This is a genomic window from Stutzerimonas stutzeri, from assembly GCF_024448895.1.
GTDB classification, from domain to species: Bacteria; Pseudomonadota; Gammaproteobacteria; order Pseudomonadales; family Pseudomonadaceae; genus Stutzerimonas; species Stutzerimonas stutzeri_Q.
On sequence record NZ_JAMOIC010000025.1, the window covers coordinates 1 to 12,522 of the forward strand.

Here is a 12,522-nt window from a genome sequence, read left to right on the forward strand (position 1 = left end):
ATAGCTGCCCCTGGCGGCTGGCAGCTATTGCCGATAACTGCACTACCGCCAGCTGCAGGTTCGTGTAAAAACTCTAATTTCGGCTCCCAGATGCGCTTGATGCCGGCCGCCAGTACACAGGCAGCTTGCGCGACAGCAGCCATTGCTGCTCAGCGACACGTCCTCGAACTCGAAGTCCTCCAGGGCACCGATGAAGTCGGCGAACAGCGGGCTGATCAGCGGCGCACCACGGGTGATGTGCAGGGTGCGTAGATCGTTGACCTGCTTGAAGTACCCCACCGCCATTAGCAGTTTCGACAGCGGCATAGCGTTCTTATCCGGGTGCAGTCGCTTGCCGTCGGGCACACAGTAGACGCAGGCGTAGTTGCAGGCAGTGGTTAGGCTCACACGCAGGGTACGCAGTCGCCGGCCCTAAGCATCGACGATCTGGATGGACTGCGGTCGGCGCCTCGGCCTCAGAGTGCATCGCGTGGCCGGCCCCGGTAGACGCGGACGACATCGGCGATGGCTGCCAGGGCGATCTCGGCCGGCGTCTTGCTTCCCAGCGCCAAGCCTACGGGCATGTGCAAGCGTGCGACTTCGGACTCGCTCAGGCCGCCGACGCGGCGCAGGCGTTCGGCACGGATGGCCGAGGTGCGTTGCGAGCCCATCACGCCGATGTAGAAGGCTGGCGTGCGCACAGCCTCGATCATCGCCAAGTCGTCGATACGCGGATCGTGGGTCAGCGCCACAACTGCCGTGGCGCGGTGACAGCCATCGGCGGCGATGAACTGCGAGGGCAACTCCTTGCGCAGTTCGACGCCGGGCACAGCAAGCCCGGCATAGGCTTCCTCGCGCGGATCACAGACGATGACTTCGAAACCCAAGGTACGGGCGAACTCCGCACAGATCACCGAAACCGGCGAGATGCCTGCAATGATCAAGCGCGCCGCCGGGCCGATGCGAATATGCAGCAAGCGCCCGTCTTCCGCCTCGACCACACGCGGGCCCAGACCATCGTCTTCGTACAAGGTTGCCTGCCCGTCATGCAGGTCGACGCTGCGGCGTAGATGCTGCTGGCCGCGCAGGGTCGCATGCAGGCGTTCCAGCTGCTCCCAGGTAGCGGAATCCGCCGGCAGACGCTCGATCAGAACCTTGAGAATACCGCCGCAGGGCAGCGATATGCGTGAGCCCTGTGGCCCATTCGGGTCGCCATAGCGCAGGACAGTGACTGCTTGCTCGAACTCACCTTCTTGCAGGCGTTCGAGAAAATCCTCCTCGACGCAACCGCCTGACAGCGAGCCAACATGGCCGCCGTCGCGCCGCGCTGCCAGCAGCGAACCGGGTTCGCGTGGCGACGAGCCGAAGGTGGCCAGCACAGTGCACAACCATACGGTATCCCCTGCCCGCGACCAGGTCAGAGACTGCTCGATAACCTGTAGATCCAGATGCTGCATCGTCAATCGCCCCATGTCTGATCAGCGGGTATCTACTTAATTGCCGCTGGGTTGCTACTGGTAACGTCCACCACGGTGGGTACGCCACTGCCACGACTGATAATGAATCTACGCACGACAGCTGCTGCCCTATGGCCTGCTATAACGCAGCGCATCCACGACCAGGCTAAATGCCGGCGATGGCTGTCGGCGGCTCGGGTAGTACAGGTAGTAACCGGGAAATGGTGGACACCAATCCTCCAGCACGCGTACCAACCTGCCCTCCTCGATGTGCTGGGCGAATTCTTCTTCGGGTAGCCAGGCAACACCCAACCCTGCCAGCGCGGCATCCACGATATTGGGCGAAGTATTCAAGATCAGCTGTCCATCCACACGGACGTTCAACTGCTTGTCCTTGCGCTGAAAATCCCAGACGTAGAGCCCTCCTCCAGACTTCATGCGCATGTTGATGCAGTTGTGGTCGATAAGCTCACGCGGCTTCTTAGGTTTCGGGTGCTTCGCAAAGTACGCCGGGGATGCCGCTACTGCCATGCGCAACGGCGGCCCGATTGGAATGGCGATCATGTCCTTGTCAATGGTGTCGCCCATGCGCACCCCGGCATCGAAGCGATCAGCCACGATGTCGCGAAAGCCGTAGTTGATGTCGAACTCGACCTTGATGTCCGGATATTCCAGCAGCAAGTGGGTGAGCTTGGGCAGCAGCACTGTGCGCTGGATGTGATCTCCACAGGTAATGCGTACCGTGCCGCTTGGCTTATCGCGCAGTGCCGACAACTCGTCCAGTTCCGCCTCAATCTCGTCGAAGCGATTGCCAATGGCGTTCAGCAGGCGTTCTCCCGCCGCAGTGGGCGAGACGCTACGCGTCGTTCGGGTGAGCAAGCGGATCTGCAGCCTTGCCTCCAAGCCGCTTATCGCCTGACTCAATGCCGACTGCGTTACGCCCAGTTGGGCGGCGGCGCGAGTGAAGGTGCCCTCGCGCGCGACGGTGACGAAGGACAGCAGGTCGTTGAGGTTACGTTTGATCATGGCTGAAGTTTCCCACGAATCATTGATTAGTAGAGCTTATATCCTTTTTAAGAATTGATTAGCTAGTAACAGCTGGTCGCATGCCCGAACATTCAAATCCGAATAATCAACGTTGTTCTCCCCGGGAGCAGTAATTCCTGTCCTCTCCCTCGCCGCCCTCGCCGCCCTCGTCGAATCGGTGGCTTTTTTCTTCGTTAAATCTCAGAAAACTAGGTTTGCATGACAGCCAACACAATCAATACCGTCAACAAAGTCCCCGAGCAGTCGGGCTCCTGGAGTGGCGTTCTGGCCATTTCGGTATGCGCCTTCGCGCTGGTCGCATCGGAGTTCCTGCCGGTCAGCCTACTGACGCCCATCGCCGATGACTTGGGTGTTACCGAGGGTATGGCAGGCCAGGGCATTGCCATCTCGGGTGCCTTCGCCGTGCTCACCAGCCTGTTCATTTCTTCACTAGCCGGCAGCCTGAATCGCAAGACACTGTTGCTGGGACTGACGGCGGCGATGGGCGTATCCGGCGCCATCGTCGCGCTGGCGCCAAACTACGTAACCTACATGCTCGGTCGGGCACTGATCGGCGTGGTGGTAGGCGGTTTCTGGTCGATGTCAGCTGCCACGGCGATGCGCCTGGTACCAAGCCGTGATGTGCCGCGGGCACTGGCACTGGTCAATGGGGGCAACGCACTGGCCACAGTGGTTGCCGCGCCGCTGGGCGCTTGGCTGGGGACTTTTATCGGTTGGCGCGGCGCCTTCCTCTGCCTGGTGCCAATCGCCCTGGTCGCACTGGCGTGGCAATGGAAAGCGCTGCCATCCATGCAGGCCGCCGCGCGCAGTTCCGGCTTGGGCAGTGCGTTAAAGGTATTCACCCTACTCAAGCGCCCCACCGTCATAATCGGCATGCTGGCCAGCAGCCTGTTCTTCATGGGGCAGTTCTCCTTGTTCACCTATGTGCGGCCGTTCCTGGAGACGGTCACCGACGTGCATGGCACCGACATTTCACTCGTGCTGCTGGTGATCGGTGCGGCGGGCTTCATCGGCACCCTGCTGATCGGTCGCGTGCTGCAGCGGCGCTTTTTTCAGACGCTGATAGTCATGCCATTGCTGATGGCTTTGATTGCCGTTGCCCTGACAGCCTTCGGTCATTGGACCGCCATCGTTGTCGCCCTGCTGGGTTTGTGGGGGCTGATCGGTACCTCGGCCCCTGTCGGCTGGTGGTCCTGGATCGCCATGGTTTTCCCTAAGGATGCAGAAGCAGGTGGTGGCCTTTTCGTTGCCGTGGTTCAGCTTTCCATCGCTCTGGGGTCGACCCTCGGTGGCCTGCTGTTCGACCACAGTGGCTATCAGGCGACCTTCTTAGCCAGTGCGGCCATGTTGTTGTTAGCGGCTTTTCTCGCTTTTCTCACCTCGCGCTCGCCGATGCTGCAAGCGGATTGAGCCAAGCCATGCCCGGAGGCCCTATGACCACGAGCGTCGTTATCTCCCGTAGTAGCCACTGTCGAGCGCAGATTGAACATCGCTCCGCACGAGGCGTGCGTGCCCTACGCGTGTTGGGCCTGCTGTCCAGCCTGTTCATCCTTTGCGGGAGCGGAGAGGCGTTGGCCGCTCCCAGCGTCATCTCGACTACTGCAGCAACGCCAACTGTTCAATCGGAGGAATCTCGTATGTGGATGACCGTCGGCGAACGTCGCTTCGCCATTACCATGCCCGACACCGAAGCTGCTCGCGCCTTTGCCGCCATGCTGCCGCTCACGATCGACATGCCCGATCTGAACAGCAACGAGAAGCACGCCAAGCTGCCGAAGGCGTTACCCACGAGCACCATTCGTCCCGGCACGATCCACAACGGCGATCTCATGCTCTACGGGGCGCAGACGCTGGTTGTCTTCTACCTGACATTCAATTCGAGCTACTCGTACACGCGCCTGGGGCGTATCGACGACCCTACAGATTTGGCGCAGGTGCTTGGCAGGGGAACCGCGCGAATCACCTTCTCAAGGGACTGATTTTCCTGCGGCGGCACAGTTTTCCATTAGTTCCCAATACCCAATTGCGACAGATCGGCAGCCTACCGTTGACCTGCGAAGGTGATAACGAACGGTTCTGCGCATTTGCACCAATCATCAACTAAGCGAAGGAAAACACGATGAACGAAGCAACCCTGAACCTGACGAGCATCAAACCGAGCAGAACCCTCCGGGATTTCTTCCATGGCTCCCTCCTTGTCGGCCTGGCTGCGGCCTTCGGCGGTGAGATGGCGCAGGCGCAAGCATCCTCGGCAATGGTTGAGATGGACGGTCTGCAACTGACCCAAGAATGGGACAAGGTGTTTGCCAAGAGCGAGAAGGTCGATCATCAGAAGGTAACCTTCAAGAACCGCTACGGCATCACCCTCGCAGGCGACCTGTATCTGCCGCAGAATCGAGGCAACCAGCGGTTGGCGGCGCTCGTCGTCGGCGGTCCCTTCGGTGCGGTGAAGGAGCAATCTTCGGGCCTTTATGCGCAAACCATGGCCGAGCGCGGCTTCGTCACGTTGGCTTTCGACGGCTCATATACCGGGGAAAGCGGCGGTGAGCCGCGCAACGTCGCTTCGCCGGATATCAACACCGAAGACTTCATGGCTGCAGTGGATTTCATCGGCCTGCAATCCTACGTTGATCGTGAGCGCATAGGCGTCATCGGCATCTGCGGCTGGGGCGGTATGGCCTTGAACGCCGTGGCGGCCGATAAGCGCGTCAAGGCCGTCGTCGCTAGCTCCATGTACGACATGACCCGCGTCATGTCCAAAGGTTACAACGACAGCGTGACCGCCGAGCAGCGTGCGCAGACCCTGGAACAACTGAGTCGGCAGCGCTGGGACGATGCGCAGAACGGTAAACCCGCCTACCAACCGGACTACAACAAGCTGAAGGGCGGCGAGCCGCAGTTCCTGGTCGACTATGCCGACTACTACATGACGCCGCGTGGCTACCACCCGCGAGCCGTCAACTCGGGCAATGCCTGGACGATGACTACGCCACTGTCGTTTATGAACATGCCGATCCTGACCTACATCCAGGAGATTTCGCCGCGTCCCATCCTGTTCGTTCACGGTGAGAACGCTCATTCGCGTTATTTCGCCGAGACCGCCTATGCAGCCGCAGCAGAACCCAAGGAGCTGGTGATCGTTCCGGGTGCCAACCACGTGGACCTATACGACCGCATGGACAGAATTCCCTTCGACAAGATGACGAGCTTTTTCAGCGAACATCTGAAGCAAGCCGCAGCTGAATGAACAAGGCAATCCCCGGCTTAGCCAGGGGATATTTACTTACCATCAGGAGCACAGAGACCATGAACACTCGGCGTTTGCCCCTGCTCACCAGGCTTACGATGCTCGCCTCGCTCTGCCTGGCTTCGCTGTCGGCAACCCCGGCGTTCGCGCATCATGGCTGGGCAGCCTTCGAGACGGATCGCCTCGTCTACATTTCCGGGACAGTGTCATCGCAGGGTGTTTGGGGCAATCCGCACTCGCTCTTCGATGTGACCTTGGATCAGAACCTGCCTACCCACACACCCACTCTGGCGATTCCCGAGCAGTTGCAAGATCTTGAGGACAGCGTTCGGGTCAATGCCGCGCCCTCGTACAAAGGCCCTCATCAGAAATTAGAGGTTGTCATTGCCCCTCCTGCCTGGTCAGGCCGATGGGGTTTGGGACGTGCGCTGAAGATAGGCGAGCGCTTCCAGGGAGTCGGCTACATCAACCGAACAGACGATGCTTTGTTTCGGCCGGTTGTATTCTGGTACGGGGATGATGCGGTACCGGTGAACCAAGTACTCGGTAATACGCTTCCGGTTCGTGCGCCGCTGCCTGACTCCAGAAGGAATTGAGCTGGTGCATATGCCTGACTTGCTCAACGCATGGCTGACGCTGCTGCAGGACTCATCGCTGGGCGAGACGGTAAGAAATGCCCAATTTCTTTATCCCGTTCTTGAGTCCGTACATATCCTTGGGATCGCGCTACTTGTGGGGCCAGCTTTCACGTTCGATCTTCGACTGTTGGGGGCTGGTCACCGCGTCGTGCCAGTAATCACCGCCGCGCGTTATCTACTACCCCTCTCCCACATTGGTCTGGCAATTGTCGCAATAACGGGTATTGCACTGTTCAGTGCACAGGCGACCGTGGTTGCCGCCGCTGTTGCGGCGCCGTGGAAGCTCGGACTTATCGTTATTGCCGGCATCAATGTTCTGCTGTTCCACAAGGGCATCTACCGGACAGTGAGTTCTTGGGACTTAGACACCCCTGCCCCACTGTCTGCGAAGGTTTCTGCATTGATCTCGGCTTTTGCCTGGACGGGAGTCATCGTCGCAGGGCGTTTTCTGGCGTACTGACTTTGAGACCGCCAAATTCCATCTCCTATAACGAAAATCAACTCGAAGGTGTTCACCAGGTCATAGCGGACTAATACGCAGTAGCAGCGCGACAAGCAGCGCATTCGCTATGAATAAGACCTACCGGGATCTGCTTGGCCAACCGCATGTGCGCCAAGTAAATGAAGCTCGCGTAAACGCAACTCAGGTGCTCTCTGCATGAAAAGATTCTGGCGTCGTTTCTTCGTGGTTCTAATAAGCATGGCCGGCCTCGGCGTAGTAGGTGTTATCGGCTACCTGCAGCATCCCGTATTCGGGGAGCTCCCCAGTGGAGAGCGGCTGGCACGCATCGAGCGCTCGATTAACCACGCCAATGGCGCGTTCCGCAACCAGATCGACACGCCCATGCGAACGACCGACCAGTCGGAGTGGTCGATGTGGATGCAAACCATTTTCGGAGAAAAAGGCCAGCCTCGCCCGCCGGGGCCCATCCCGGTCGTTAAAACCAACCTCAAGACACTCAACCCCTTTGAGGATCTGGTGATCTGGCTCGGGCATTCGTCCTATTTCGTGCAACTGGGAGGACAGCGCATTCTGATCGATCCGGTGTTCAGCACCAACGCGGCGCCCATTCCCATGGCGAACAGAGCCTTTGACGGAACCAGTCTCTACACGGCCGACGACCTACCGGAGATCGATGCGCTGCTGATCAGTCACGACCACTACGACCATCTGGATTATCCGAGCATTCAGGCGCTCATGCCCAAGGTTCGGCAGGTGATCGTGGGATTGGGCGTTGGGGCGCATTTCGAGGCTTGGGGCTTTAGTTCGCGCAGCGTGCACGAGGTCGACTGGAATGAGAGCGTAGCGCTGGGGCGGCAATTGAAGATCCACGCGACCCCGGCCCGCCACTACTCAGGGCGTACCCTGAAACGCAACCAGTCGCTGTGGGTCGGCTACGCGCTGATCTCAGCCGAGCGCCGCGTGTTCTTCAGCGGCGATACGGGCTACGGCCCACACTTCACCGAGATCGGCCAGCGACTCGGCCCGTTCGATTGGGTGGCACTAGACATGGGTCAGTATGACCCGCGTTGGGCCAGCGTCCACATGAACCCCGAACAGGCCGCGCAGGCGACCGAAGAACTGCGGGCGAAGGCGCTAACGCCAGCGCATGCTGGGCGTTTCTCGATCTCGCCCCACAACTGGGACGATCCATTCAAACGCATCAGCGTGGCAAGCCAAGGACGCGCCTATGCGTTGTGGACACCGGAGATCGGCCGACCGACCTATTTGGACGGCCGTGCGCAGAGATTTACGTCCTGGTGGGCAGCAGCATTAGGCAGCGAAAATCAGCTCGCAACTGCTTTTAAGGAACCATAGCGGTTAGCTCGTCGCCCGGTTACCAGAGTGGCGCCTGCATAAAGCGGCCCTGACAGGCGTTGATTTCGATGTACTAAGCACCCGGACACCCCGCGGCCACGTTAACGCGTCGAGAACAGCTTCCTTACCCGCTCGCAGGCCTATACAGCCTGCGGCATCTCACCGAGGAGCTTGTCCAACGTTACCGGATAGTCGCGAACGCGCACACCGGTGGCGTTGTAGATTGCGTTGGCGACCGCAGCAGCCACGCCACAGATGCCGAGCTCACCGACGCCTCTGGCTTTCATCGGCGAGGACAGCGGGTCCTCCTCGTCGAGGAACACCACCTCCTGATGCGGAATGTCCGCGTGCACGGGCACTTCATAACCGGCAAGGTCATGGTTGACGAAAAAGCCATAGCGCGTGTCGACGGCCAGCTCCTCCATCAACGCCGCGCCAACGCCCATGGTCATGGCGCCGATGATCTGGCTGCGTGCGGTCTTGGGATTGAGGATGCGACCCGCGGCGCAAACGGCGAGCATGCGCCGAACGCGAACCTCGCCCGTATGGGCATGTACCGCGACCTCGACGAAATGCGAGCCGAAGCTGGTGAGGCGGTATTGCTCATCCAGTTTGCCGAACTCGATGGCATCTTCTCCTACCAGGTTGCCATCGGTTACCGCTTCAGCCAGCGATATCCGACGCTCACCCTGCCGGATCTTGCCATTCTCGAACACCGCCTGGTCGATATCGAAGCCCAGCTTCTGCGCGACGGCAGCGCGCAGTTTCACGCACGCCGCGTAGACGCCGGAGGTCGAACTGTTGCCGCCCCATTGACCGCCGGAGCCGGATGACACCGGGAACGTCGAGTCGCCCAGTTTGACCACGACCTGTTCAAGCGGCACGCCCATCATCTCTGCGGCGGTCTGGCCGATGATGACGTAGCTACCGGTGCCGATATCGGTCATGTCGGTCTCGACCGTAACCATGCCATCACCATCCAGCCGAACCCGCGCGGCGGATTTCGTCACCGGGCTGTCGCGAAAGGCGCCGGCCATGCCCATACCGATCAGCCAGGCACCTTCACGCCGAGTCGCCGGCTGCGCAGCGCGCTCGTTCCAGCCAAACCGATTGGCGCCCTCGTTCAAGCACTCGATCAGCTTGCGCTGAGAGTAACGGCGCTCGGGATGCTCGGGATCCACCTGAGTGTCGTTGAGGATGCGAAATTGAACGGGGTCGAGCCCCAGCTTCTCCGCCATCTCGTCCATCGCAACTTCGACGGCCATTGAGCCGGGTGCATCGCTCGGCGCGCGCATGGCGTTGGCTTCAGGGAGGTCCAACCCCGCCACGCGAGTCTGGCTCATGCGGTGCGCACCGGCGTACATGGGTCGCGAGTAGCGCACACCGGACTCTGCCTTGTCGGCGTTCAGGTCACCCGACCAGTTCTCATGGCCGATGGCGGTGATGTGCCCGTCCTCAGAGGCACCGATGCGGATGCGCTGAATGGTGGCCGCTCGGTGCGTTGTGTTATTGGCAATTAATGGCCGGCTCAACGCGACCTTTACCGGCCGCGCGGCGATACGAGCGCCCAGTGCGGCGAGTAACGCGTCTGCCCTAAGGAAAAGTTTTCCGCCAAAGCCACCGCCGATATAGGGAGAGATGAGACGGATGTTCTCGGCGGGGATCTTCAGTGTCTTCGCCATGTCCTGGACACCCCACTCGATCATCTGATTCGAGGTCCACAGCGTCAGCCGATCGCCATCCCACGCCGCCATCGAGGCGTGGGGCTCCATCATGGCGTGAGACTGGTCCGGCGTGGTGTAGGTCGCGTCGAGCTGCACGGGCGAATCGGCAAAGGCGGATGCGAAATCGCCCACGGCAGTATCTGCGGGGCCACCGGTAATCTTGCCTGGATTGATCGCCGTATCTTTCGCCGCGCTAAGGTCAAAGGTGCCTGGCGTGCGGTCATATCTGATCTGCACAAGTTCTGCAGCGGCACGCGCCTGCTCGAACGTCTCGGCAATCACCAGCGCCACTGCTTGGTGATAATGCTCAATCTCCGGCCCGCCAAGCAGCGTGGCATTGTTGTAGTCGCCCTTTCCCAACGTGCCCGCATTCTCGGCGGTCACGATGCTGATGACGCCCGGCGCGCGACGCGCATGGGTTAGGTCCATAGACGCTATGCGACCTTTGGCGACCGCCGATCCGATGACATGGCCGTAGGCGGGCTTGGCTGTTTGGTCGTGCCACTCGTAGGCGTAAGTTGCCGTCCCCGTCGTTTTAAGAGGACCATCGATCCGATTGACCGGCTTGCCGACCACCTTTTGCCGATCGATAGGGTTTTGTCCTGCAGCTGTATCGAATTTCATCGCTTAGCCCCTTGCTTCCGCCAGCACGGCGCCGAGCGTGCGCTGGGCCAATGTGAGCTTGAATTCGTTGTGGTGAGTGGGCCTGGCATTTGCAAATAGGCGCTCGCTGACCGCACGTGCCCCACTGGGCAGCTGAGCCTCGGCCGACTCCATCCTCCATGGCTTGTGGGCTACGCCACCGAGCGCGACCCGGCCGCTGCCGTCCGGCTGCACGACGGCGGCGACCGACACTAGGGCGAAGGCGTACGAGGCCCGATCGCGCACCTTATGATAGAAATGCGCGCCGCCGAGCGGCTTGGGCAGCGTGACCGCTGTGATGAGTTCGCCCGCCATCAGCGCGTTCTCGATGTGCGGGGTGTCGCCTGGTAGGCGATGGAACTCAGCGATCGGAATACGCCGTGTTGCCCCGTTGGGTCGGACCGTTTCCACGGTCGCATCCAGCACCCGCATCGCCACAGCCATGTCACTGGGATGGGTGGCTATGCAGGCATTGCTGCTTCCTACAACTGCAAGCTGGCGGCTGAACCCTTCCAGCGCGCTGCAGCCACTGCCTGGCTGACGCTTGTTGCAGGGCTGATTGGTGTCATAGAAGTAAGGACAGCGGGTGCGCTGAAGTAGATTACCGGCGGTTGTCGCCTTGTTGCGCAGCTGACCGGACGCCCCAGCCAGCAAGGCGCGCGACAGTACCGCGTAGTCCCGTCTGACCCGTGCATCCGCCGCCAGAGCAGTGTTGCTGACCATGGCACCGATGCGGATGCCGCCATCCCCGGTAGCTTCGATCTTGTCCAGCTTCAAGCCGTTCACATCGATTAGGTGCATCGGGGTCTCGATCTCCAGCTTCATGAGATCGAGCAGGTTCGTTCCGCCTGCAATGAACTTGGCTCCGGGCGTTCGCGCTGCGCTGGCGGCCGCTTCAGCCGGGGATTCGGCGCGCTCGTAGGTGAAGGATTTCATGCGCGTCCTCCGGCAACTTCGCTCATGGCATCGATGATGTTGGAGTAGGCGCCGCAGCGGCAGATATTCCCACTCATGCGCTCTCGTAGCTCGTCCACGCTGAGCTGCGGTGAGGCGGTGATGTCGCCACTGACATGGCTCGGAATGCCCTGCTTGATCTCGTCGAGTACGGAAACCGCCGAACAAATCTGGCCAGGCGTGCAATAGCCGCACTGATAACCGTCATGTTTGACGAATGCCGCCTGCATCGGGTGCAGCTGCTCCGGTGTGCCTAGACCTTCGATGGTGGTGATCTCTGCGTCCTGGTGCATCACCGCAAGGCTCAGACAGCTGTTGATGCGCTGGCCATCGACAATCATGGTGCAGGCACCGCACTGGCCGTGGTCACAGCCTTTCTTGCTGCCAGTGAGATGCAGATGTTCACGCATGGCGTCGAGCAAGCTGGTGCGATTGTCCACCTCCAGTTCCCGGCGTTTGCCATTGACTACAAAGGAGACTTTTGAGGTGACTGTTTCCCGGACGGGCGATTTATCTTCAGCGCTCTCGGATGGTGCTGCCAATGCAGTCATGGGCACGGCGCCCAGTACCAGTAGCCCTTGGCTCAGAGCCAGGACCTCCCTGCGCGAAAAACCGTTGTCGTCTTTGGAGTCACTCATGTTCATCTCCCTTGTTGTCAGGTGCTGATTGAACGTGGATGGCTCGGTGAGCCTAGATCCGGCGCCTAGCTGGCCCGATGGTTCGCGTCGTATGCGACACGGACATCCTTGGATAGTAGACCCAGCGGCGACGTGGTGATTACCCAGCGCAGCCTGCATACGGTTATGGCCCTGGCTGATAAATCAAAACCACGTTCCGGCGGTCACATGTCGGCTACTCCGCTTGGTCCGAAACGGCAATGCTGCGTCGGATATTCATGCTTTCGAGCGTCGCGCCGGTTGGCACGGCTTATTTATGACTTCCACTCATAAGGCCATGCCGATCTCACCGCCAAATCAACCCCTGCTCAGCTGTTACCGTTCCAGATCGCCAGCAG

Annotated in this window: 12 protein-coding genes; 6 read left to right on the forward strand and 6 right to left on the reverse strand. The window is 60.3% G+C overall.

Annotated elements, in window-relative coordinates:
- Positions 1–42: 42 nt before the first annotated feature.
- The 3 genes from NA619_RS21465 to NA619_RS21475 form a co-directional block, all read right to left on the reverse strand.
- Positions 43–387 carry a radical SAM protein gene (locus NA619_RS21465; protein ID WP_423836859.1) on the reverse strand — a complete coding sequence of 115 codons (345 nt, stop codon included), beginning with the start codon at positions 385–387 and terminating at the stop codon, positions 43–45.
- A 68-nt stretch (positions 388–455) separates the two neighbouring features.
- Positions 456–1,436, reverse strand: a complete 981-nt coding sequence (locus NA619_RS21470) for an XdhC family protein (protein WP_255963831.1) — start codon at positions 1,434–1,436, stop codon at positions 456–458.
- A gap of 129 nt (positions 1,437–1,565) precedes the next feature.
- Positions 1,566–2,462: a LysR family transcriptional regulator gene (locus NA619_RS21475; protein ID WP_255963832.1), complete on the reverse strand. Its 897-nt coding sequence runs from the start codon at positions 2,460–2,462 to the stop codon at positions 1,566–1,568.
- Between the two features lie 219 nt (positions 2,463–2,681).
- Here NA619_RS21475 and NA619_RS21480 point away from each other — a divergent pair, with 219 nt between their 5' ends.
- From NA619_RS21480 to NA619_RS21505, 6 genes are all read left to right on the forward strand, one after another.
- Positions 2,682–3,893 carry an MFS transporter gene (locus NA619_RS21480; protein ID WP_255963833.1) on the forward strand — a complete coding sequence of 404 codons (1,212 nt, stop codon included), beginning with the start codon at positions 2,682–2,684 and terminating at the stop codon, positions 3,891–3,893.
- A gap of 227 nt (positions 3,894–4,120) precedes the next feature.
- On the forward strand, positions 4,121–4,462 hold the full coding sequence (locus tag NA619_RS21485) for a cyclophilin-like fold protein (RefSeq protein WP_336605475.1): 342 nt from the start codon (positions 4,121–4,123) through the stop codon (positions 4,460–4,462).
- A gap of 140 nt (positions 4,463–4,602) precedes the next feature.
- Complete coding sequence (locus NA619_RS21490) at positions 4,603–5,730, forward strand: alpha/beta hydrolase (RefSeq protein WP_423836860.1); 1,128 nt, start codon at positions 4,603–4,605, stop codon at positions 5,728–5,730.
- A gap of 59 nt (positions 5,731–5,789) precedes the next feature.
- Positions 5,790–6,326 (forward strand): DUF6152 family protein, encoded by a 537-nt coding sequence (locus NA619_RS21495; protein WP_255963834.1) that lies wholly within the window; start codon positions 5,790–5,792, stop codon positions 6,324–6,326.
- A 10-nt stretch (positions 6,327–6,336) separates the two neighbouring features.
- Entirely contained in the window at positions 6,337–6,828 is a 492-nt protein-coding gene (locus NA619_RS21500) for a hypothetical protein (protein ID WP_255963835.1), read from the forward strand.
- A gap of 198 nt (positions 6,829–7,026) precedes the next feature.
- Positions 7,027–8,187: an MBL fold metallo-hydrolase gene (locus NA619_RS21505; RefSeq protein ID WP_255963836.1), complete on the forward strand. Its 1,161-nt coding sequence runs from the start codon at positions 7,027–7,029 to the stop codon at positions 8,185–8,187.
- A 140-nt stretch (positions 8,188–8,327) separates the two neighbouring features.
- Here the strand turns inward: NA619_RS21505 and paoC are convergent, their stop codons facing one another.
- From paoC to paoA, 3 genes are read right to left on the reverse strand one after another with little or no spacing between them, the layout of a single operon-like run.
- Entirely contained in the window at positions 8,328–10,535 is a 2,208-nt protein-coding gene (paoC, locus tag NA619_RS21510) for an aldehyde oxidoreductase molybdenum-binding subunit PaoC (RefSeq protein ID WP_255963837.1), read from the reverse strand.
- A gap of 3 nt (positions 10,536–10,538) precedes the next feature.
- On the reverse strand, positions 10,539–11,489 hold the full coding sequence (locus tag NA619_RS21515) for an FAD binding domain-containing protein (RefSeq protein ID WP_255963838.1): 951 nt from the start codon (positions 11,487–11,489) through the stop codon (positions 10,539–10,541).
- Positions 11,486–12,145, reverse strand: coding sequence for an aldehyde dehydrogenase iron-sulfur subunit PaoA (gene paoA / locus NA619_RS21520; RefSeq protein ID WP_255963839.1), 660 nt, complete (start codon positions 12,143–12,145; stop codon positions 11,486–11,488). Before paoA ends, NA619_RS21515 begins: the two co-directional genes overlap by 4 nt.
- Positions 12,146–12,522: the final 377 nt, after the last annotated feature.